This window comes from Dendronalium phyllosphericum CENA369 (genome assembly GCF_016056275.1).
Taxonomy (GTDB): Bacteria; Cyanobacteriota; Cyanobacteriia; order Cyanobacteriales; family Nostocaceae; genus Dendronalium; species Dendronalium phyllosphericum.
Genome location: NZ_JAECZA010000054.1, coordinates 1 through 22,184 on the forward strand (window position 1 = coordinate 1; position 22,184 = coordinate 22,184).

General features: G+C 42.2%; 17 protein-coding genes. 8 read left to right on the forward strand and 9 right to left on the reverse strand.

From position 1 onward, the window contains the following. Nucleotides 1-257: 257 nt before the first annotated feature. The 4 genes from I8752_RS13705 to I8752_RS13720 form a co-directional block, all read right to left on the reverse strand. Nucleotides 258-2,621, reverse strand: coding sequence for an arylsulfatase (locus I8752_RS13705; RefSeq protein WP_214432875.1), 2,364 nt, complete (start codon nt 2,619-2,621; stop codon nt 258-260). Nucleotides 2,622-2,801: 180 nt separating this feature from the next. Then, nucleotides 2,802-3,812, reverse strand: a complete 1,011-nt coding sequence (locus I8752_RS13710) for a formylglycine-generating enzyme family protein (RefSeq protein WP_214432876.1) — start codon at nt 3,810-3,812, stop codon at nt 2,802-2,804. A 177-nt stretch (nt 3,813-3,989) separates the two neighbouring features. After that, a complete protein-coding gene (locus I8752_RS13715) occupies nt 3,990-4,313 on the reverse strand; it encodes a hypothetical protein (RefSeq protein WP_214432897.1) in 324 nt (107 codons plus the stop codon). 83 nt (nt 4,314-4,396) lie between these two features. Then, the gene (locus I8752_RS13720) at nt 4,397-6,238 is read right to left on the reverse strand and encodes a vanadium-dependent haloperoxidase (protein ID WP_214432877.1); all 1,842 of its coding nucleotides are present in this window, start codon (nt 6,236-6,238) and stop codon (nt 4,397-4,399) included. Nucleotides 6,239-6,844: 606 nt separating this feature from the next. Here I8752_RS13720 and I8752_RS13725 point away from each other — a divergent pair. Continuing rightward, nucleotides 6,845-6,997 carry a hypothetical protein gene (locus I8752_RS13725; RefSeq protein ID WP_214432878.1) on the forward strand — a complete coding sequence of 51 codons (153 nt, stop codon included), beginning with the start codon at nt 6,845-6,847 and terminating at the stop codon, nt 6,995-6,997. A 283-nt stretch (nt 6,998-7,280) separates the two neighbouring features. Here the strand turns inward: I8752_RS13725 and I8752_RS13730 are convergent, their stop codons facing one another. Then, nucleotides 7,281-8,552 (reverse strand): MFS transporter, encoded by a 1,272-nt coding sequence (locus I8752_RS13730; RefSeq protein WP_214432879.1) that lies wholly within the window; start codon nt 8,550-8,552, stop codon nt 7,281-7,283. Between the two features lie 272 nt (nt 8,553-8,824). On the opposite strand from I8752_RS13730, the gene I8752_RS13735 reads away from it, so the two are divergent. From I8752_RS13735 to I8752_RS13750, 3 genes are all read left to right on the forward strand, one after another. Beyond that, complete coding sequence (locus tag I8752_RS13735) at nt 8,825-9,793, forward strand: TauD/TfdA dioxygenase family protein (protein ID WP_214432880.1); 969 nt, start codon at nt 8,825-8,827, stop codon at nt 9,791-9,793. 584 nt (nt 9,794-10,377) lie between these two features. After that, nucleotides 10,378-11,511, forward strand: coding sequence for a coiled-coil domain-containing protein (locus I8752_RS37335; protein ID WP_225895644.1), 1,134 nt, complete (start codon nt 10,378-10,380; stop codon nt 11,509-11,511). A 12-nt stretch (nt 11,512-11,523) separates the two neighbouring features. Next, nucleotides 11,524-12,078: a hypothetical protein gene (locus tag I8752_RS13750; RefSeq protein ID WP_214432881.1), complete on the forward strand. Its 555-nt coding sequence runs from the start codon at nt 11,524-11,526 to the stop codon at nt 12,076-12,078. A gap of 181 nt (nt 12,079-12,259) precedes the next feature. Here the strand turns inward: I8752_RS13750 and I8752_RS13755 are convergent, their stop codons facing one another. Further along, nucleotides 12,260-12,709 (reverse strand): nuclear transport factor 2 family protein, encoded by a 450-nt coding sequence (locus tag I8752_RS13755; protein WP_214432882.1) that lies wholly within the window; start codon nt 12,707-12,709, stop codon nt 12,260-12,262. A 537-nt stretch (nt 12,710-13,246) separates the two neighbouring features. Between I8752_RS13755 and queG the strand changes: the two genes are divergently transcribed. Together queG and I8752_RS13765 are read left to right on the forward strand one after the other, a co-directional pair. Then, nucleotides 13,247-14,221 carry a tRNA epoxyqueuosine(34) reductase QueG gene (queG, locus tag I8752_RS13760; RefSeq protein WP_214432883.1) on the forward strand — a complete coding sequence of 325 codons (975 nt, stop codon included), beginning with the start codon at nt 13,247-13,249 and terminating at the stop codon, nt 14,219-14,221. Next, on the forward strand, nt 14,196-14,834 hold the full coding sequence (locus tag I8752_RS13765) for an HAD-IA family hydrolase (protein ID WP_214432884.1): 639 nt from the start codon (nt 14,196-14,198) through the stop codon (nt 14,832-14,834). Before queG ends, I8752_RS13765 begins: the two co-directional genes overlap by 26 nt. A 62-nt stretch (nt 14,835-14,896) precedes the next feature. Here I8752_RS13765 and I8752_RS13770 read toward each other — a convergent pair whose 3' ends face one another. After that, on the reverse strand, nt 14,897-15,271 hold the full coding sequence (locus I8752_RS13770; RefSeq protein WP_214432885.1) for a hypothetical protein: 375 nt from the start codon (nt 15,269-15,271) through the stop codon (nt 14,897-14,899). A gap of 219 nt (nt 15,272-15,490) precedes the next feature. Here I8752_RS13770 and I8752_RS13775 point away from each other — a divergent pair, with 219 nt between their 5' ends. Further along, complete coding sequence (locus I8752_RS13775) at nt 15,491-16,021, forward strand: orange carotenoid protein N-terminal domain-containing protein (RefSeq protein ID WP_214432886.1); 531 nt, start codon at nt 15,491-15,493, stop codon at nt 16,019-16,021. 297 nt (nt 16,022-16,318) lie between these two features. After that, nucleotides 16,319-17,830: an FAD-dependent oxidoreductase gene (locus I8752_RS13780; protein ID WP_214432887.1), complete on the forward strand. Its 1,512-nt coding sequence runs from the start codon at nt 16,319-16,321 to the stop codon at nt 17,828-17,830. A 31-nt stretch (nt 17,831-17,861) separates the two neighbouring features. On the opposite strand, the gene I8752_RS13785 is transcribed toward I8752_RS13780, so the two are convergent. Continuing rightward, nucleotides 17,862-19,190, reverse strand: a complete 1,329-nt coding sequence (locus I8752_RS13785; RefSeq protein WP_214432888.1) for a sensor histidine kinase — start codon at nt 19,188-19,190, stop codon at nt 17,862-17,864. Between the two features lie 5 nt (nt 19,191-19,195). Further along, nucleotides 19,196-21,850 carry a PAS domain-containing protein gene (locus I8752_RS13790; RefSeq protein ID WP_214432889.1) on the reverse strand — a complete coding sequence of 885 codons (2,655 nt, stop codon included), beginning with the start codon at nt 21,848-21,850 and terminating at the stop codon, nt 19,196-19,198. Between the last annotated feature and the right edge of the window lie 334 nt (nt 21,851-22,184).

Consider the following 22,184-nt stretch of genomic DNA (forward strand, 5'->3'; position numbering starts at 1 on the left):
GGATTGGGGACTGGGTACTGGGGATTGGGGATTAAGAATTACGCCTGATCTGAATTAGAAACTACTCTTATCCTGTAAGGGTTTTGAGAGTTGCCCAAAATTATGTTTTTGGAATTCTCAACGAGATTACAAGGTTTTCAAAGCTTTATTCACCTTTAATGTGAATTAGGAATTCAGAGATTAGGAATTAGGATTAAAAGAATTCTTTCCTAATCCCCAGTCCCTAGTCCCTAGTCCCCAGTCCCCAGTCCCCAGTACTACTTCAATTCCAAACTGACTTGTTGTAAGTTACCAGTGAAGGCAAACGGTACTTGATAGCTATCAACAACCGGAGTACCTGTATCTCTGCCAATATCAAAGGTTTCGTCTAGGGCTAAACGGTAAGCGATGGTTTTTTCTACACGACCTTCGGCTACCTGTTGCTCGTTAATGAATAGCTTGCCAATTCCGCCTGCACCTACACCACCGTCATAATCAAAATTGAAGCGGAGTATAGATTTACCAGGGGATAGTTTTTCCGGGGATTGGATGATGTAACGGGCAGTATTGGCATAGTTGTAGATATATGTAGGCTTACCATCTTCAAGAAAAAAGCTCCAACCTGCAAAGCGTCCACCTTGGGTTAAAAGGATACCTTCAGCACCGTTTTCAGGAATTTTTACATTAGCTGTAATACTGAAGGATCTATTTTTTAGATTTGGGGCGCTACCTTCTGGGATGCCCACTGTACCGGGATAGTAGGTGAAAGTTGTGCGTCCTTTGGTGAGACTGGGGCGAATTTTAACATCAAACCTTTCAGAGGTGCGATCGTCTAATGGTAATACTTGGTGTTTGCGAGCTTCTTTTAAAAACAACTTTTGCAGTTTTTCTAGCTTGTCTGGATTTTCCTTGGCTAAGTTGTTGGCTTCGCTGAAATCTTCTGCAATGTTGTACAGTTCCCACGGATCTGTATCAAAGTCACCTTTAGCAGTCCGTTCCCAAGGTAAGCGACCATGACGAGCCGCCGCTACCCAACCTTCATGATAAATGGCTCGGTTGCCAAACATCTCAAAATACTGAGTTTGCCGATGGGAGGGAGTATCGGGATTGTTAAAGGTATAAACAAGGCTAGTACCTTCAATTGGTTGTTGTTTGACTCCATTTACTTCTTTAGGAGCAGTAATTCCCGCCACTTCTAAAATGGTAGGTGTAATATCAATTACATGATGGAATTGGCTGCGGATGCTACCCTGGTTTTTAATACCTGCGCCCCAAGAAATTACCAAGGGGTTGCGAGTTCCGCCAAAGTGAGAGGCAATTTGCTTTGTCCATTGGAAGGGACTATCGACTGCCCATGCCCAAGCTGCCGGAAAATGGTTGAATGTTTTGGGGCTACCCAAGTCATTGTATGAAGCTAGCAGTTGTGGCAGATTTTCGGGGACATCGTTGAAGACTTTGAGTTCGTTGACACTGCCTGTTAAACCGCCTTCGGCACTAGCACCGTTGTCTCCCACAACATAAATCACTAAGGTGTTATCTAGTTCGCCAAGTTGGGCAACGGCATCAATCAGCCGTCCAATTTCATAATCTGTATGACCTAAAAATCCGGCAAATACTTCCGCCATGTGAGCATAGAGTTTTTGCTGTTCTGCTGAGAGGGAATCCCACGCTGGCAGTTCTTGGGGGCGGGGGGTAAGTTGGGCATTCGCAGGAATTACACCCAGTTGTTTTTGACGCGCAAAGATTTCTTCGCGTAACTTATCCCAGCCTTGGTCAAATTTGCCTTTGTACTTGTCAATCCACTCTTTGGGGGCGTGATGGGGTGCGTGGGTAGCTCCGGTGGCAAGATAGGCGAAAAAGGGTTTTTCTGGTGCAATGGATTGTTGGTTGCGAATCCAGGCGATCGCATGGTCTACTAAGTCAGGTGTCAGGTGATAATCTGGCTTGTTCGGTTTATCTACACGTTTAGTATTTTCGACTAAAGCCGGACTCCACTGGTTAGTATCACCACCAAGAAAACCGTAAAAATACTCAAAACCTAACCCTGTAGGCCAGCGATCAAAAGGCCCGGCGGCACTGGTTTCAAAGTCTGGTGTATTGTGCCATTTACCGAAAGCTGCTGTATTATAGCCATTTTGCCGCAATATTTCAGCAACGGTGGCAGCACTCTTAGGCAAAATTGTTGTGTAGCCAGGATAACCTGTAGCTAATTCTTCAACTACTCCTGTATTCACTGAATGGTGATTGCGTCCAGTTAACAAAGCTGCCCTGGTAGGCGAACACAAGGCTGTGGTGTGGAATTGGTTGTAGCGTAGTCCTCTTTCGGCGAGGCGAGTTAAGTTAGGAGTTTTTGCCGGGCCGCCAAAGGTACTAGCTTGTCCAAAGCCGACATCATCTAGAATCACTAGCAAGACGTTGGGGGCTGTGGCTGGGGCGGTGATGGGTTGGGGAAAGTCTGGTTGTGAGTCTTTGTAGGTAAGACCAATTTTGCCTTTGAACTCTGGCAGAGGAACTGGTAAAACTTCGGATGTAGCTGCTAAAGCAGGGCTATTGACCATCAACAAAGCGATCAGCAAGCTAGATAAAGCGATCGCCTTTGCTATTTCTCTCAACAGTTTCAAGTGCTTGGATTTAAACTTCATTCTTCATCCTTTCTGTCGTCAAGAACAGGGTGTAGGGTGTAGAGGGTAGGGTGTAGTGAAGAAGACAGCATTGGACGGAGCGAGGATGTCTAATCAATGCAATCGTCTTGAAAAAACGGGGCTTGTACCACATACGGGTTGTTGGGGCTATCTCTTCCCCCACACCCCACACCCTACACCCTACACCCCGCCCCAACGGGGCTTGGTCAGATTCATCACTAAGCGAAACCCGATATGGGTTGTTCCCGTATCGGGTGCTTGAGATTCTCGCGCTGCTGGACGGAAGCGGCTGCAATAGTTGGGCGCGCACAGATAAGAGCCACCTTTGATGACGTGTAGAGCTTGTTCGGTGGGTTTATTGGGATCAAAACTTGCTTCTGGGCCTGTGGGATTGAGAGTGTGGGTTTTGTGGTTGTGTCCTGGTCGAAACCAATCAGATGCCCATTCCCAAACATTACCTGTCATGTCATAAAGACCATAACCGTTGGGTGGAAAGGAACCAACAGGGGCAATACCTGCGTAACCATCGCCTTTAGTATTGAAAAAGGGAAAAATTCCTTGCCAGGTGTTAGCTTTTTTCTCAGAGTAGCGATCGCCCCAGGCATAAGTTGCATTATCTAACCCACCACGGGCCGCATATTCCCATTGTGCCTCTGTAGGGAGTGATTTACCTGCCCACTGAGCGTAAGCTAGGGCATCTTCATAGGCAATATGAACAACTGGATAGTTATCGTGATTTGCAATCTCACTTTCAGGGCCAAAAGGATGTTGCCAATTCGCCCCAATTATCCAATGCCACCAACTTAGCCTCTTGGCTTCTGGTTGGGCTATTTCAAAAACCAGGGAACCGGGTAATCTTTGCTCGTCTGACAACTCAGGAAACTGTTCTTTTGGTAAAGGACGCTCTGCAACTGTCACATATCCTGTTGCTTTGGCGAATGCTGCAAATTGGGCGTTAGTTACTTCATATTTATTGATACAAAAGGAACTAACTTTTACTTCTTGTGCCGAGAGTTCTTCTAAATAACCTGAATTATCCGCTCCCATTGTGAATGTTCCGCTGGGAATCATAACCATTTCTGGTGGACAGGAATTGACGCTAGCGGCGAAGGCTGGAGTAATGATGAGTGAGAGTGCGATCGCTAGTCCCGTAAATAATAATCTTAAAAAACTTTCCTTTAACTTGGACATTCTGAAAAGTATCCGCTCAGTAGGGCGGTGATTGCTAGCTCAAAGAAGTGTTTATTACTAATAAAATCTCATCAAATTTCAAAGCAAATTTTGCTCAATTATTAAACATACTATATATCGATAGATATACCGTATTTAACTACAATAGTGATAAATTACTACCTAAACAAAAATAAGTCAAGAACTTTGTTCGCCATCACCTGAATAGATAAAGACTTGACAGTACCATTGAGCAACCAGATATCTGCGAATTTGTTGCGGTTGCACCCCTGACGATCGGTAAAATGCGTAGACGCTTTCTCGGCTTGTCGTCAGACATCGCAGTATGATATTAGCTGGTTTTGGCCCAGGCTTATACTTCTGCCTTCTACTTATTTCTACTGCTGATACTGTATTTTTGGCATTAGGTACTTGTGTTGTAGATATAAAAAGTGCGATTGCTAACCCTAAGCTTAATAGTATAAATCGCGAACGAGAGTAAAACTTCCGCAAATTGAGCATTATAAAATGATTCAACTAAATTGTTTAGAAGTAGAGACGCAAAATTTTTGTCTCCACTTTTGCTTTTCTAAACAGTGAAAGTTTTAAATCGTGACTTTTTTACCATCAAATTTAGTAAATGCAAAACCTTCAAATTTTTCGCGGAACGTTAGCTTTTCATCTTTGAGAATACCAATTGCGATCGCTTCACCCAGAGCTAAGGAGGCTGCTGCATCTGTGCGCCAGTGAATCCCAGCGCTATCACGACCCAAGCCAATATTTGCTGCTAGTTTGTTCAATTCACCCCCTACCGTTAGCGGTAGCCCTTGATATGGAATCAACTTAGTGGGATCTTTGGGGTCGGGTACTACTGGATTTGGAATCACATAACTCTCATCAAATAGCGCCTTCAAGATTGTCACACTAGCGCCTGCTGCCACCGAAGCACCACCAGGATAAGAAGAGTGGAATGGTGCTCCTTCCGGAAAGGCTTGCGGCAGCAGATAGGATTTGTTTTTGCTGAAAAAGCGATCGAGTATTTCTGACTTGAAAACTTCGGGGTGAATTGGATAGTCCGTTTTATTCACCTTATTGTTGTGAACTAATCCACCATAAGCCTCTGCTCGTAGACGACGGTGAACGTAGTACTTCTGCCAATAAGCTGCTCTGATAGCATGGGGAGCAACCCAACCGATTAAAGATTGTGAATACCCCGGCCCAAATGTCCCAGAACCACCTACTTGGGTCTTTGACTTATTGTAAGGATTGCTGGGATTGTAAGGTGAGCCAACGCCACCAGCTAGGAGGTCATCATCGACTGGCTTGGCGAGTAGAATTATCGCAGCATTTGTATAGACGGGTGGTGGTATATGGGCAATCTCTGACTGGTCGCGCCCGTTGATAAAGTAGCGACGGGTTGAGTCAAACTTAATTTTTCGCTCAGATTCGCCACCATTTTGTACTAGTAACCATTCGTCATAGTTTACTTGGAAGCTGTTTTCGGGAATAGGCAAGGGAACACGGTTAAGTTGAGCATAACTATGTGTTCCAGCAGGTACAGGACGTAGTAAAAACTGGGAGACATAAGGCCCTACATCTACTCCTGGTAGTGTGTGATAAGTTGTTCGACCAGATGCATCAACGTAAATCGCAGTACCTCGAAATAGAAGTTCGGGCGTAACCTTTCCATTTTGTTTAGGCCCCTTAAATGCTGACAACTTATTTAGATCCTGAATAGCTGCCAGAATTAGCGGGTTATTTGTGTTATTGCGGAACTCGCTAAAGGGTATATCCTGCAACAGTTGTTGCCAAGCAATTTCGATAAATTCAGCCGCCTGCTCCGCACTATCGAGGGTGGGTGGCACTGGAATTGCTAACTGGCAAGTATTCACGCCACTCAAGCTGATTGCTAATGGAGTCAGCGGTTGTACCAGCTTCCGTTTACCACCCAAAACGATCTTTTCATACTCGTTGGGATCGCCAGATTTCAAGGCATTAATCAAAGATTGATGAGCTTTTAGATCCACTTCACCCAGTTGATTATGGGGCAGTCCTCGTGTATCTGTGGCAATTTTATTGGGGTACTTCGCTTCATCCCCGTTGGTGGGATGGGGAGGAATGGGAATCTCGTGATTGACCTTTGCTGCTGTTGTCCTTACTTGAAAGGCTTTCTCTCGTAAGTTATTGCGGTCGGAGTTTCCAACAGGTTCTCTGGCTTGGACAACATCGCCTTTTCTCTTCAAAGAAAAAGATGAACCCATAAATCCAGAAGCAAGGCTAGCCGCACTAAATAAACCAGCGCGTCCAAGAAATGAACGTCTGGTAGCACCACTGAGGAAGAATCTTCTGCTACCTGCGCTAGTTTGAGCTTGATTAGATTTAGTTATTTCGCTAGAAGCTTGAGCATCTTTTTCAATATCTTGATGAGAGTTGGGATTTGCTTGCATCTAAATAGTCTCCACTAGCAAAAAATTGTATAAAAATCCATTCAGAGAGAATAGGCAATCCTACGCGCAAATATGTGGGATTGAAATAAAAACCAGAGGTTGAGCAGCTCTGGCTTTGCGCTTTATTGTTGAAAGCAATCTCGGCATAATTCTTGTTTGAAAGTGGGCTTTATATCGTGTCCGATTAAAGCCTTATGATTAAGACCGCAAAGGGCATCTAGATGCACAGAGGAGGGGTTTTAGCCTTGATGCATAGATCCGGGGATTATAACTAATTAACCGGACTTGATATTAAACTCACGACTGAAGTTTTTACCTGTTCCCCTTCGGGTGACGCTCCTGCTCCTGCGTCGCTCTAAGCGAAGCTATGCCGTAAGGCTTTACGCCACTTTACCATCGTGACAGCAACCGCTCCTGTGGAGGGAAACCCTCCCGTAGTGCTGGTTCACCAAGACAGCAAATGGACTCACCTGTTCTCTACCCCGTACTGCAAAAGCGGAACCCGTTTGCTTTAGCGTCTCCATCAGGAGAAGGGTAGGGTCTGTAAAGTAACTTGTGCGCCAAGTTACCACTCCTAATACTCATGTATGCATTGAGTGCTATTCAATGCTCGATCCCCAATTCCGATGCGGTTGTGCGATCGATTCAACAGGAGAATCAGAGGTTAAAATATCGCTGCGATCGCCTTTGATGGAGCATAGCCCAAACATCGCTGTCTGTACAACTAAAATTTACCGCTTATTTCCGGTCAAAATTTAAACTACAACAAATACATCGATTTACCGTATTTTATAATCGCTAGGTTAGACTTTCTCACAAACAATTATGAAAATCAAGTAGTTTTTATAACAATTTGTTATGACGGCAAGCCGAGAAAGCGTCTATGCACAATCAAACTATCAATGCTGATTATGCAGGTTTGTTGGTACTAGCACGCGAATTACGCCTTGTACAATTTTATGTGGAAGTAAATTAGCAAAGCTGCTCCTTGGGATACAAAAATCAGCTACAGGCGCAATTTTCTTTTGAGAAGTCGATTTGTTTAGCGATCGATCCAACGTCTGATGGTTGGTAATTGTGTAGAGAACCAGAGCGCACTTGAAATACTCAAACTACCACAGACAATCAAGGCATTAGTTGCACCAAACTTGTCTGCCAAAGTTCCAGCTAGCAAATTTCCAAATGGTATAGTACTTACCGTTGCTAGGGCATAAAAACTCATGACTCGTCCGCGTTTATCCTCAGCAACTAGAGTTTGAATAATCATATTGCTACTAGTAATCTGTAGGATACTAAAGCAGCCTGTAAATACTAGTATGAGCATTGACAGTCCAACTTGACGCGATAGTGAGAAGGATATCAGACTCATACCGATCGCGGTCTGAGCGACTACAATTACACGCTCTAAACCTCTAATTCCTCGCCGCATACTAAGATACACACAAGCAAGCAATGAGCCAATCGGTGCTGAGGTACTGAGGTGAGCCATCGTCGTTGCATCACCATTTAAAACCTTAGCGGCAAAGACGGGCATGAGTGCAACATGAGACATCCCGACTAAACCATTTAACGCCAGCATGATTAAAATTACTTTAATCGCCTGGAATTTGCAGACATATTCAAAGCCTTCCTGTAATTTCAGCAAAGTATCCCTAATACCCGTAAGGCTCTGCATAGGTCTGACTTGTAGCCGCATTGCTAATATGGTCAAGATGGCGGGGATATAGCTGAGGGTATCGTAGAGAAAACAGTATTTGACTCCTAGCGTTGCAATCAAAATCCCGCCGATAGCAGGCCCCAATACTAGAGAGGAACTTAACATCACGGAATTCAAAGCGATCGCATTACTCCAATCGGCGCGATCGTCTACGGTTTCGGTGACGATTGTATGGCGCACGGGCATATCTAATCCCTTGAGCAAACCATTGAGAACACTCAGTACCAGTAAGACAGGAAACGTAATCCAATTGGTAAAGGTCAGAATCGTTAACGCCAAGGAAACGTTAATTCCCAATATCTGTACCAGCATTAACAAGTCACGACGACTCCAGCGATCGGACAATATACCTGAAAGAGGAATCAGTAATAACGTCGGTAAAAATTGGACAAATCCTGCAACTCCCAATAACCAAGCCGATTTAGTCAAATCGTATACCAGCCAAGGAATAGTTAACTGCTGGGTCATAAATGTCCCAGACATTGATAGTAACTGTCCCCCAAAAAATAGACGAAAATTACGCCAGCGCAAGGCAGGTAAATAGTGGTACGCGATCTTACTGATGCTTTCCCCTAATGGTCTATGCCAAATTTTCATGAAGATAATCTAATTATGTTTTACTAATAATTAGGCTGACTAATAATTTGAAAGCCATCACGTAGTTTACCACTGATTATCCGCAAAAACGAGGAAATTGCTATTTAGCAACTGCATACTACTTTAAATCTACCGATATAGTGTATTATGTTCTCAGTTATGCTCCCAGCATGGGAATATTGCTAGCAAATTTTGGGTAGGTATCGGCAAATTCCCAGGGAAATAGGCGAGTGTGAATACCTCCCGACAGATCCAAACTCTGGAGAATCTTAATGGGCTACAAACATATAGAAGTTAAACAAGTATCTGGTTTCATCGGTGCGGAAATCAGCAGTGTAGACCTTTCCCGTCCTCTTTCTGAAGATCAAGTCCAAGAAATTCGCAAAGCACTATTAAAGTGGAAAGTTGTATTCTTTCGCAATCAGAACATCGATCATGCTGCCCAGGTCGAGTTCACATCTCGTTTTGGCGAAGTGACTTTCGCCCATCCTTTGGGAGAGCCTGAACCAGTTCCGGGATTTCCCCAGCTCAAACCTGTAGACCGTAAGCTCTATGAACGGCAGTATGGTTTTCGTACTGGCGGCCCCTGGCACACAGATGTAACTGCGGCTATTAACCCACCAGCCGCGTCAGTTTTACGCGCAGTTAATGTCCCTAGTTTTGGTGGTGATACCCAGTGGAGTAATCTTGTTGCCGCTTATGAGGGACTCTCAGCACCCCTGCGGGCACTAGCAGATACATTGAAAGCGGAACATCGCTTCAATGGAGGCGGTTATCAACCCCGTAACAACAAATTCGATGAGCGCATTGCTGTTAATCCCCTGGCTTCTATTCACCCAGTTGTCAGAGTTCATCCGGAAACTGGCGAACGTGCTTTGTTCGTTAACCCTGGCTTTGTCTCGCGCATTGTTGATGTCTCACCACAAGAGAGCAAGTTGTTACTAGAGTTGTTCTTTAACCAAGTCACTAAACCTGCTTACACCACCCGCTTCCGTTGGAACAACGGTGATATTGCTTTCTGGGACAACCGCGCTACAGTGCATTTGGCTCCTCAAGATTTGGATCGTTTGGATGTCGAACGTCTCCTCTATCGCACCACCATCACAGGTGATGTTCCAGTCGGAGTTGATGGTTCCCGTTCAGAAGTGGTTCATGGTGAAGCCTTCAGCGCAGAAGTACCAAGCGTCTTCAAGCAGAAAGCTGATTCTAAGGAAGTGCAAGCAGTGCTTTCATCAAACTGAGTTCTGAGCCGTAAGTGCTGAGTAAATTAAAAACTACTCAGTACTTATAAATGCAGACATTAACCCTTGCTGCTTTACAAGGGTAACTTAGCACGACCAGTCGATCGTATAGCCCTAAATCTAGAGAATTAACTTGTGATTTTGGATATTGTCGTGGTGTGGTAGGTGTGTGAATGAGCGCAAATGAATATCTTAGACAGGACTTACGCAAAATTATGAAAAAACGTAGACGCGCAAGCGGCTTCCCGAAGGGTACCGCAAAGGACACGAAGTTATAAGAGTTTCAGAGAGTTCTTGCGTAAGTCTTATTAGAGAAGAACCAGGTTGGCTACTACACCAAAATCTTAAATAATGCGTTCCAAACAGAAAACACTCATCTGATTCAATTAAATTAAAAAATAATTCGCGTGTAATATCCGCGAACCTACTCTCCTTTTCCACATCCCGTGAAAAGTCAGAGAAATTATCGGGCATTGCATATAAAGAGCGCTTTTGCAGCAAAAAACCACTTGTCTGTATTTTCAACTAAAAAAGATTGTATTAATATAGTAATTAAAGTATTATTTGTAACATTTGTTATAGCTATGAAAGACGCAGACAAGGATCGTCGCATACATGGCCCTATCAAAAATCCTAATCCAGGCGGGAATGCCAAAGAACCACTTTCTCCTCATGAGTTGAAACAGTTATTGATGACTGTTCGTGCCCAACGTGATGAATGGCAAGAACGTGCAAAAGAGAATCAAGAAGCTGCATTCCAACTTGTTCAAGTTCAGCAAGATATCCAAATTTATCAAGTAGAAGTTAACGAGTTAAAAGAACGTGCAGAACACAATCACCAAATATATCTTAATGAACAAAAAAGTTCCCAGCAAGCTTTATGCCTCTATAACGAAGAAAAAACGAGAGCAACTGAATTAATTGTCCAACGCGATCAATGGCAACAACGTGCGAAAGAAAATCAGGAGGCTGCATCTCAACTTGTTCAAGTTCAGCAAAATATTCATACTTATCAAGTTGAGATTAACGAGTTAAAAAAACGTGTAGCGCACAATTTACAGATATATCTTGATGAGCAAAAAAATTATCAGCAAGCTCTAAATCGTTACAATGAAGCAAATGCGAAAGTAGCTGAATTAATAGCCCAACGAGATGAATGGCAAGAACGTGCAAAAGAGAATCAAGATGCTGCATCCCAACTTGTTCAAGTTCAGCAAGATATCCAAATTTATCAAGTTGAGGTTAATGAGTTAAAAGAACGTGCAGCGCACAATTTACAGATATATCTTGATGAGCAAAAAAATTATCAGCAAGCTCTAAATCGTTACAATGAAGAAAAAGCAAGAGCAACTGAATTACTTGCCAAATATGAAGAAGTAAGGTTTGAGCGAGACAATTATTTAACTTTATATAATGAGGCGCAAGTAGAACTTAAATTTGAGCGACGTTCCAAAGCTAGTATTAAGGGATGGGAAACTCGCCGTAAAGCCGAGAACGAAAGGTTAAAACGGGAAATTGCCGAGATGGTTGTCCTACTGCGCGAATCTCTAGCAAGTAAAGATGAAGCTATAAATAACCTCTACGTTGTAGCAGAGCGCATGGATCGAATTCAATCTCTAGTAGATTCAGTGGAAGAAGAAACAACAGGTAATCCTGTAGGCTTGGTACAAAAGTTTAAACGCATCTGGCTTGCGATTAAAGAGATACTTTCAGAATAAACAAGCATCTTTATGAGCAAAAAATCAGTATCAAATATAGGAACTCAAGGTAAAGCAAAGTTGGGGGCGCAAATTCGTGATATCGCAGATAGGCTTAAACAGGAAACTGAGGTGCAAATTCAAGCCACCTCACGTATTTTAGGGGCTGCTGCTCAAATTTCCGAAAATCACGAGCGACTTATTAATGAGGTAGTTGATATGGTTGAGGAAGACCTTAATCAACAAACCCAGACGTATCACAAGGACATTCATACAGTTGATATTCTAAAGCAACAGTTCAAAACATTACGTGAAGCAAAAGATTACTTTAAGCTGAAAGCGACTAGTTGGGAATCTCTTGCTAACAAACTAAATGCTTTATCTTCCCAAAAGCTTGTACTTGAGACTAAACCTCAATCAAATCGAGTTTTAGAAAATAACAGTATAAAAAAATTTGAACATGATAACAACAATCATAAAGGGTTGACAGTTCATTTAGAGGCAGATGTGGCAGATATGTTTCCCAATTCTCAAGCAGTAAATGAAGCTTTACGTTTTTTGATTCGAGTTACAAAGAATAGTTGCTGAAACAGTGAATAGAATTAGAAGGAGTAATTGAACCTTTGCTCAAGTTACTACCGCAAGAGAACAACTGCTTGTTACTCGAATCATTCCGCAATCGGTTCTTTTTCAACAGATTTAAACCTCGAAACCCCGATTAAATCTGATATTTCGTAATTACAAATCAAGAATTGATATCAGTTATTAGCTACTTTTGGGGACGCAAGGAAAGCAACTCTTGAGGAGAGGCTAAAAGTTTGATTTTCGTGTCGATAATTTGCTTTTGTTGGTTGAGGATAAATAGCCACAAAACGTTGACACCACACCAAGATGTTTGTGCTTTGCCTGTCACCTGAACTTGGATTTGGTCATTTTCTAAAGTTTCGACAATTCCCTGACGGGGATCGGCTTTAATACCTTGGGCTTCTTGTTGTAAATAGGTAGCGATCGCATTCGGCCCTACAATATCAGATTCAAAGGGTGGATGCATCACGCCATCATCGGCAAATAAAGCAGCAGTTGCCTGAAATTCTCCAGCGTTCAAAGTTTGAAAATAATGCCAAATACAGGCTTCTGTAATTCCCTCAATTTTCAATTCTTCTTTTGCTATGGCATCAACGCTCATCTGGTTTACAGATAAAGATTCAGCAGCTTTCATAAAAATACCTATATCGCACTCACTTAACATCAATTTGCATCAAAAGCAAATATAAAGAAAGCTACCGCCGAGGTAGATTGCTAAAATGCGAGTAAGTATTCCTGTTGATGGATAAATTTATTACTTTTGAAAGAATTTGTTCCCAAGTTGCTGCCTGGGAACTGAATTGATAAAACATTGAGGTTGGAGGATATCGATACATGGTTAGACGGCTAGGGTGACAATGCTCACCTTAGCCACCACCTTGGAGAGAACCTTTATTGATTGACCACAACCAAAACATTCATCATTTGGGGTTGCTCACCTCTCAATTTATATATTGCATTATTTCTTAATAAAATGCAAATAAAATTTACATTGAGGATGAGTAGCAAATGTTATAGCCGTCGCCAGTAGTATTAGGACATCAACAGACGATCGAACCTAGACACAAAAAGATTTTTCACCCAGTCACCAGTCCCCAGCTATAAATAGGGGTATAGATCGCATGATGTACAATCTAATTGCTCTGTGTTGGGCTAAATCCCGATTGGAAAAATGAATCAGTGTTCTGTAACAAACAGCAGTTTAATCAAGAAGAAAGCCCAAGAGTTGGGTTTTCACAAAGTTGGAATTGCTGCTGTGGAAAAAACAGACAACACAGAAGCACAGAAGTTGCAAGCATGGATAGCGTTGGGTTATCACGCCGATATGGAATGGATGAATAATCCAAAACGCCAGGATATTAGTTTAGTTATGCCAGAGGCGCGATCGCTAGTGTGTGTCGCTCTCAATTACTACACACCGCATCAACGTCCTGAAAGCGAGGAATACGCTAAAATTTCTCGTTATGGCTGGGGAAGGGATTATCACAAGGTAATGCACAAAAAACTGAAGGCGCTAACTAATTGGTTAGAATCACTCGCTCCAGACATTCAAGCCCGTTATTATGCAGATACTGGCCCCGTGCAAGATAAAGTCTGGGCGCAACGAGCGGGAATTGGTTGGATTGCCAAGAATGGTAATGTAATTACAACAGAGTATGGCTCTTGGGTATTCTTAGGAGAAGTCTTGACCAATCTGGAATTAGAGAGCGATCGCCCTCATACACAACACTGCGGTAGCTGTAGTCGTTGTCTGGAAGCTTGTCCCACAGGTGCGATTACTCAGCCATTTGTGGTAGATGCTAATCGCTGCATTGCTTATCATACAATTGAAAATCGGGCGGAAAAATTACCAGAGACACTCACACCCCATTTACAAGGCTGGGTTGCTGGTTGCGACATTTGCCAAGATGTGTGTCCTTGGAATCAGCGTTTTGCCCAGACAACAGATGTGGAAGATTTTCAGCCTTATCCTGGGAATCTTGGGCCTAAGCTGATAGAATTAGCCCAAATCTCTAATGAGGAGTGGGATATACGATTTCCGGCATCAGCGTTGCGGCGGATTAAGCCAGAAATGTTACGACGAAATGCCCGTGCTAATCTTGACGCATCCAGACTAAAGAATGACTCAAAAAGTAATTATCTTTGATTTTGATGGCACGATCGCGGATACGGTAGATGCTCTTGTAAGTATTGCCAACCGTTTAGCTGTAGAGTTTGGTTACGTACAAATCACAGAAGAAGAACTAGCCCTGCTCAGAAATTTAACTTCTAGAGAAATTATTAAATACTCAGGTATCTCTTTATTTAAAATTCCTTTTCTGCTGAAGAAAGTCAAATCAGAGTTAAAAAATAAAATCCACGAATTTAAACCTATTCCTGGAATTCAAGAGGCGTTAACAGAACTCAAAAATCAAGATTATCGCTTAGGAATTATTACGTCTAATTCTAAAGAAAACGTGACTGGATTCCTCAAAAGTAATGAGCTAGATAACTTATTTGATTTTATTTACTCAGGAGTAACAATTTTTGGTAAAACAACAATCATTAATAATGCACTCAGACAAAAGCAACTTAAACCTCAAGCAGTTATTTATGTTGGTGATGAAACTAGAGATATAGAAGCATCAAAAAAAGCTAATATCAAAGTAATCGCTGTCACTTGGGGATTCAATTCTCCAGAAGTATTAGCAAAACAAAATCCAGATTTTTTGATTCATCAACCAAGCGAACTCTTAGAAGTTATCAAAGGTGTTAACTAACTCATATGCAAAAGCCAATAGTCTTAGGTGAGACTATTGGCTGAATAACTATTACACTAAACTTAATTTTTGGGTTGACCCTTTTCTAGAGCTTGTTTTACTAAATCATCACTAACATTAGTTGTAGCCTCAGTTTTTGAACCCCCAACTTCTTTTGCTAGCTCTTGATAATCTTCGGGTTTGCCAGTTGGCTGCGCTTCGGTTTTTGTCTCTACTTGTGTGGGAATTGCTTGCTTGGGTGCTGTTGCGGCTTCTGCGGCGGCTGCACCTTTACCAGTGCGGTCAACTTCACTAACACTCAATTTTTGAGCAGCTGCATAATCAGCGTCAAAATCAACCTTTGGTGCTTTTTCTTCGCCACTAGCTATGTTTTCAGCAGCTAACTGTGCATCATGGGTAGGAGCTTCATTAACATTTGGCTTTATTTCATCAGTCATTTCTTATACACCTTGTTTAATTTTTAAACTGCTGGAGAGATTGTACCAAAGTTATCTCTTGTAACGTTGGCATCTAGCGAGAGATATTAACCTCTATTAAAAGATAGATTAATTTATTAAGATTTAATTGTTTTAACTCTTTCTCTCGGAAGTAGAATCTAATTCCGAAATTTTGGTAAGCCTTAATTTGACTTAATTCAGATATCATGGAGACAAATTATGACTGCCAATTATAATCAATCAGTTCCTCAAGCTCTAACTGATAAAACTCAAAAATCAGTAGATGATTTTAATGCTCTAGATACCGATGCTAAATTAGCATGGCTATATTTTGTTTATGAAAAAATGGGAGATTCCATCACTCCAGCTGCTCCCGCTGCCGCAGAACCGGAATTAGCACCACTGCTATTAGGAGATTATCTGAAGTTGTCCGACGAGCAGCAATTAGAGATTATGCGGGATATAGTTAACCGCAAAGATACAGAATACTCTCGTGCTTATGGAGCGTTAAAAGAAAACAATCAATTATTAGTTTTATATGCTTGGGCAGTAGCTATGGGAGATACAGTAGTTGACATCCCAGATAGCTATAAACCGACTAAAGCAACTAACGATTTGCTATCTCAAGTCGAAGGACTGGAATTTGAAGAACAAATGTCAATATTGCGGACGATCGCTGGTGAATTTGGTTACAGTGATGTCAAACCAATTGAAACACAAGCGCAAACTGGTAAAACCTCAAGCCTGTAATTTGTAGTAAAGGCTAATGACTAAAACCTTCTAGTTATTAGCCAGAAAATAAAAATTGTTCTCTTGCTTTTTTGCTTGATAAACCCTTTTCTAATTTACAGCAGATTGCAGGTAAGTGAGGTACAGAACCAAAAACTCACAAATCAAATTATTCTTCTCCCTCCTGCCTCCTGCCCTCTGCCTCCTGCCTCAAAACCAATGACTTTGTACTTCATGTAAACGAAAACTGCTGTATATCCACGACTGAACGCAAGTTCGTATACATTAGTTGATGGACTGCAACAAGCGGAGGCAGGGATGAGCGAAGGGTTGCAACAAAAACGAGTTGTTGTTGTTGGTGCTGGCTGGGCTGGTTTAGGCGCAACCTACCAGTTGGCAAAACAAGGGTACGATGTCACACTGCTAGAAGCTGGCGCATATCCTGGCGGACTGGTGGCAGGTTGGCAAACAGCAGCAGGAAAATCTGTTGAAGCCGGGATTCACGGCTTTTGGTATCCTTACAGAAATATTTTTTCTTTAATCAATGAATTAAATATTAATCCTTTTACTACCTGGACTCGTTCTTCGCAGTATTCGCCTGCGGGGTTGGAAGTTGAATCCCCAATTTTCCAAGACTTACCACGGCTGCCCTCACCTCTAGGCACATTTCTCTACACTCAGTTTCAGCGTCTGCCACTTGTCGATCGCCTCAGTGCTTTGCCTTTACTTTATGCTGTTGTAGATTTTGACAATTCCGATGCGGCTTGGCGGCGTTACGATTTTCTCACTGCCCGTGAATTATTCAAAGATTTTAACGTTTCCGCCCGACTTTATCGTGAAGCTTTTGAACCAATGTTGTTGGTAGGTTTGTTTGCCCCTGGCGAACAATGTTCGGCCGCTGCAACTTTAGGAATGCTTTACTATTTTATTTTGGCTCACCAATCTGATTTTGATGTAGTTTGGTGTCGGGGAACAGTTGGGGAAAAAATATTTCGTCCTTGGGTGGAACGTATTGAAAAAGCTGGGGCAAAAGTGTTGCCCAAGCGGCGAGTTACAGATTTAATTATTGATAGTAATAATCGGGCAAAGGGTGTTGTTTGCGGCGATGAAGTGTTTGATGCTGATGCTGTAATTTTTGCTGTTGGGATCGCTGGCATCCAGAAAATTGTCTCAACTAGTGCCAGCTTACAAAGCCGTGAAGAATTTCGTAATTTGAGTAATTTAGGGGCAATTGATGTATTAGCAACGCGGCTGTGGTTTGACCGCAAAATTGATATTCACCGTCCTTCTAATGCTTGTTTTGGGTTCGATGCTACTACAGGATGGACATTTTTTGATTTGAATGCCTTACATGATGAATACAAATATGAATCAGGAACGGTAATTGAAGCTGATTTCTATCACGCAAATCAGTTTTTGAGTTTGAATGATGCAGAAATTGTATCGATAGTTCAGCGCTATTTAGCAACTTGTATTCCAGGATTTCGGCAGGCGAAAGTAATTGATAGCAGTGTAATTCGCTTGCCAAACGCTGTAACTCACTTTGCGCCAGGAAGCTATCGTTATATGTTGCCAGCTAAAACAAGTTTTGCGAATGTATTTATGAGTGGAGATTGGATTGCCAACCGTCACGGTTCTTGGTCGCAAGAAAAGGCTTATGTGACTGGTTTAGAGGCGGCAAATTTGGTGGTGTCTTATTTAAAAGAGGGTACGCCAGCTGAGATTTTACCTGTAGAAGAGGATGAAGCGCATATTCAAGTAGCGCGATCGCTCAACCAAACGTTGCGTAATTTGGGTAAATCTATTCTGCCTGAATTTTGGTTACCTTAGCGATCGCGTATAACTTCGTTAATTCAGTGAATTAAGCAACTTGGGAAACTCGCTGTTGAATAGGAATTTGAATTACAAATTCTGTTCCCTCTCCTGGCGTAGACTCACAGCAGAGACTACCGCCATGTTTTTCTACAATGATTTGATGGCTGATAGACAACCCCAAGCCAGTACCTTTGCCAGAAGGTTTCGTCGTAAAGAAGGGTTCAAACAGCTTTGCTTTCACTTGTTCGCAGATACCCGGCCCGTTATCAGCAATGTGGATGGTAACCCAATCGTCTCCAATTGTTTGAGTATAAATCTCAATGCGACTTGGTTCCTTCTCAATCTCGGCAAACGAACGCTGTTGATTGTACTCATCCAATGCATCAATGGCATTGGCAACAATGTTCATAAACACTTGATTGATTTGTCCTCCATAGCACTCGACTGGTGGCAACAAACTGTACTGTTTAACCACTTGGATTGCGGGATGTTCTGGTTGTGCTTTGAGGCGATAATTTAAAATTGTTAGCGTGCTATCAATACATTCATGGATATCAACTTCTATCATTTTAGCGTCATCTACACGCGAGAAAATCCGCATAGATTTGATGATTTCACGAATGCGTCGCGCGCCAAAATTCATGGAGTTGAGTAACTTTAATAAATCGTGTTCGATAAAATCCAAGTCCGCCAATTCCTGTTGTTCTTGAATCCGTGGGGTAGGATTTGGGTATTCTTCTTGATACAGATGCAAAAGAGTTAGTACTTCTTGAGTATATTCATTGGCATGAATCAGATTGCCATAAATAAAATTTACAGGGTTATTAATTTCATGAACAATGCCAGCAACCATCTCTCCTAAGCTAGATAGTTTCTCATTTTGAATCAGCTTAATTTGCATTTGTTTGAGTTCATCATAGGCAAAGCTGACTTCTGCAACTTTTTCCTCTAACTGAGCATTTTTCTGCTCTAATTGCTGTGCTAGCTCGGATAACTTCAAGTGTAATTTAACTCGTGACAGCACTTCCTCTTGCTGAAAAGGTTTAGTGATATAATCTACAGCGCCAACTTGAAAACCTTCAACTTTGTTGTCAGTATCAGAGAGTGCCGTCATAAAAATGACTGGAACATCTTTAGTTGCTGGATTTGCCTTTAATTGCCGACAGGTTTCAAAACCATCAATCTCTGGCATCATTACATCCAGCAAAATCAAATTGGGTAGAGCATACGTAACTCTTTCTAGCGCTACTTTTCCTGATTTCGCTACCCACACTTCTAAACCAGCCTCATCTAGGGCATCAGATAACACACCTAAATTTGCAGGATTATCATCAACAATGAGAACCGTTGCAGTTTGGTCAGTTACAAAATTCATACCGCTTAATTAAGAGATTGAATGAGTGCCAGAATTTCTTGGTCTTGGAATTCTTTTGCCAATTGATGCAGCTTTTTCGCCAAAGGAATGTATTTCTCATCCATTTGTTCGAGCAATGCCGCCTGTTTTATAATTCCCTTAAAGTTGCCTTTCATTACCAACTCGTACAGGGTTTCTATTTCTTTTGTGGGTGGTGCGAATAGCTCGGTATTATCTCGTTCTGGCTGGTTTAAAGTTTTTTGTTCTTCATATAGCCACTCTAAATGCAAGTGTTTCCGCAATTTTTGGAACAGTTCCATTGCTTGTACGGGTTTGGGGAGAAAATCATCTCCTCCCATTTCTAAGCTGCGATGGCGATCGCTTTCAAATACGCTCGCGGATGAAACAATAATGATAATGTGTTTAAATACTTCTGATTTACGAATGCGCTCGATTAACCCAAATCCATCGAGTTTTGGCATTAACAAGTCGGTGAGAACCAAATCTGGCTGAAATTCCAAAACTTTCTGCCAACCTTCTTCGCCATCGTTAGCTTCCGCAACTTCAAAGCCGATGGGGCCGAGCAAATTAGCAATTACCGACCGATTCGCCCATTTATCGTCAATAACAAGAACTTTGGGTCGGCAATCTTTAATACCAATAATTTGTCCGTAATCATCGGTTTGAGATGTTCTCACCCACTCATCAGCTTCAGGTAGATTGACATCAAACCAAAAAATACTGCCAACGCCAAGCTCACTCTGAAGTTGAATATTACTACCCATCAATTCTACAATTTTTTGGCTAATTGCCAATCCCAAGCCTGTGCCCTCAGTTTGGCGGCGGTTATCTCCTGCTTGCTCAAAAGGTTGAAAAATCGCTTGGTGTTTATCTTGAGCAATGCCGATGCCTGTATCGCGTACTTCAAAGCGGATTTTTCCTTGGGAAGCATAACTAATCGTAAAAGTGACACTGCCTGTATCGGTAAATTTGATGGCGTTACTCAACAAATTAATCAATACTTGCCGCAGACGTTTTTCATCCGCATGGATGCCCACAGGTAATTCTGAGGCTAGTTGATAGTGAAATTGAATGTTTTTTAGTTCGGCGCGGATGCGGCACATCTCTGCAACGCCTTGGAGGAAAGCTGGAAAGTGGAAATCTGTTGATATGAGTTCTACTTTCTGCGCTTCGATTTTTGATAAATCTAAAATATCGTTAATTAAAGTCAGTAAATGCGAACCGCACTGATAAATTACATCAATACGCGATCGCTCGTCTTCTTGCAAATGTTTGGAACGTTGCAAAATTTGAGCATAACCAAGAATGCCGTTGAGGGGAGTCCGCAACTCGTGACTCATGTTAGCTAAAAATTCACTCTTAGCGAAACTTGCTGCTTCCGCCGCTTCTTTGGCTTTGGCAAGGGCGATTTCCGCTTGCTTGCGTTCAGTAATATTTCGGGTTGTGGCAATGATGCCGAGAATGTTGCCATCAGCATCTCGCCAAGGGGCCTTTGTGGTAAGAAAAGTTCCACTGATGTCGTTACCATTAGAGAGATATTCCTCGTAAGTTTCGCTAATACCTGTGCTGATAATCTGTTGGTCTTTTGCCATCATCACACCCGCAATGTCCGGCGGAAAAATCTCAGAATCGTCTTTACCAATGATGTTCTTAATTGACTTGCCAAGAAAGTTTGCTGAATTAGAGTTGAGGGCAACATAATGCCCTTGACAATCTTTAACAACAATCAAGTCTGGCGTGCTTTCCAAAATAGAGCGCAATAGGATGTTGCTTTCGCGTAGAGATTCTTCGGCTTGTTTGCGATCGCTAATATCGCGTGTTATTGCGATGATGCCGAGGATGTTACCACGACCATCACGCCAAGGAACCTTTGTAGTCAGATACGTGCTACTGATGTCACCATTAGAGACATATTCTTCGTAAGTTTCAGCAATCCCAGTAGTGATAATTTGGCGGTCTTTTGCCATCATTTGACGCGCAAATTCGGGCGGAAACAGTTCAGAATCGTCTTTGCCAATAATGTCTTCTATTGGCTTGCCAAAAAAGTTGGCTAAATTCGTGTTGAGAGCAACATGACGACCTTGACAATCTTTGACAACAATGAAGCCTGGTGTGTTTTCTAAGATAGAGCGCAATAGAGTGTTGCGATCGCGCAGGGCGGCTTCAGCTTGTTTGCGCTGGGTGATGTTTTCGCTGAATATAATAATGCCGCCGATATCATTGCTTGCAGTGTACCAAGGGCGGACTGACCAGCACACCCACTCCACAGATCCATCTGCTTGTGGATAAGGATCGGCATCGTTTTGGGCAATTTGACCTGCTAAACACTGTTGGTGAATCTGTTTCCACTTTTGGGGAATGTTGGGACAGATATCGTAGTGAGAGCGTCCAATAATGTCATCAGTTAGGTTATGCTCTTCTAGCCATCTGCGACTTACAGCAAGATAGTGCATTTGGCGATCGAACACGGCCATCCCCACGGGAGAATATTCAATAGCTTGGTGCAAATATGATTGACTCTCAGGTGGGGCATTCGAGTTGCGATCGCCCCCAATCATAACAGTTTCGTGTTTGAGAGAATTCTGGAAGTTTGCTTGTGGCATTTCGCTCGCGATTGGCGGTTGATTTGCTGGAGAATTTTCATGGAAGCTTTGGCTCATCGTCAATCCTGAATTCCACCTGAGATTTGAAGGCTTCTAGTTAATTGAGGGTTAGATTCGCTTCACTTCTGAAAATTGTTGTGCGGAACTATCCAGATGCGGATATTCATTACACATTCTCTGTAAACTTAGACAATTACAGAGGTAAAGTAACTTCTGACTCCCCTGTTTCCATTGAAACCAAATTCACCCTCAGCCGAGATCCGAGCGAAAACGGAAATATGCTTTTTACAATACTTAATTTTTCTTTATTAAGAAAATTATTTTGTATTGGAAAGTAACAAATCATTAAACTGAAGCTAACTAAAAATACACACTTCAGAATTAGATATTA

Bases quoted from the DNA above. Each gene is read 5' to 3' on its own strand.
- I8752_RS13765 (WP_214432884.1), top strand. From the start codon at position 14,196: ATGACTCAAAAAGTAATTATCTTTGATTTTGATGGCACGATCGCGGAT.
- I8752_RS13750 (WP_214432881.1), top strand. From the start codon at position 11,524: ATGAGCAAAAAATCAGTATCAAATATAGGAACTCAAGGTAAAGCAAAG.
- I8752_RS13720 (WP_214432877.1), bottom strand. From the start codon at position 6,238: ATGCAAGCAAATCCCAACTCTCATCAAGATATTGAAAAAGATGCTCAA.
- I8752_RS13735 (WP_214432880.1), top strand. From the start codon at position 8,825: ATGGGCTACAAACATATAGAAGTTAAACAAGTATCTGGTTTCATCGGT.
- I8752_RS13755 (WP_214432882.1), bottom strand. From the start codon at position 12,709: ATGAAAGCTGCTGAATCTTTATCTGTAAACCAGATGAGCGTTGATGCC.
- I8752_RS13775 (WP_214432886.1), top strand. From the start codon at position 15,491: ATGACTGCCAATTATAATCAATCAGTTCCTCAAGCTCTAACTGATAAA.
- I8752_RS13705 (WP_214432875.1), bottom strand. From the start codon at position 2,621: ATGAAGTTTAAATCCAAGCACTTGAAACTGTTGAGAGAAATAGCAAAG.
- I8752_RS13725 (WP_214432878.1), top strand. From the start codon at position 6,845: ATGCTCGATCCCCAATTCCGATGCGGTTGTGCGATCGATTCAACAGGA.
- I8752_RS13785 (WP_214432888.1), bottom strand. From the start codon at position 19,190: ATGAATTTTGTAACTGACCAAACTGCAACGGTTCTCATTGTTGATGAT.
- I8752_RS13710 (WP_214432876.1), bottom strand. From the start codon at position 3,812: ATGTCCAAGTTAAAGGAAAGTTTTTTAAGATTATTATTTACGGGACTA.
- I8752_RS13730 (WP_214432879.1), bottom strand. From the start codon at position 8,552: ATGAAAATTTGGCATAGACCATTAGGGGAAAGCATCAGTAAGATCGCG.
- I8752_RS13790 (WP_214432889.1), bottom strand. From the start codon at position 21,850: ATGAGCCAAAGCTTCCATGAAAATTCTCCAGCAAATCAACCGCCAATC.
- I8752_RS13770 (WP_214432885.1), bottom strand. From the start codon at position 15,271: ATGACTGATGAAATAAAGCCAAATGTTAATGAAGCTCCTACCCATGAT.
- I8752_RS13780 (WP_214432887.1), top strand. From the start codon at position 16,319: ATGAGCGAAGGGTTGCAACAAAAACGAGTTGTTGTTGTTGGTGCTGGC.
- queG (WP_214432883.1), top strand. From the start codon at position 13,247: ATGAATCAGTGTTCTGTAACAAACAGCAGTTTAATCAAGAAGAAAGCC.
- I8752_RS13715 (WP_214432897.1), bottom strand. From the start codon at position 4,313: ATGCTCAATTTGCGGAAGTTTTACTCTCGTTCGCGATTTATACTATTA.
- I8752_RS37335 (WP_225895644.1), top strand. From the start codon at position 10,378: ATGAAAGACGCAGACAAGGATCGTCGCATACATGGCCCTATCAAAAAT.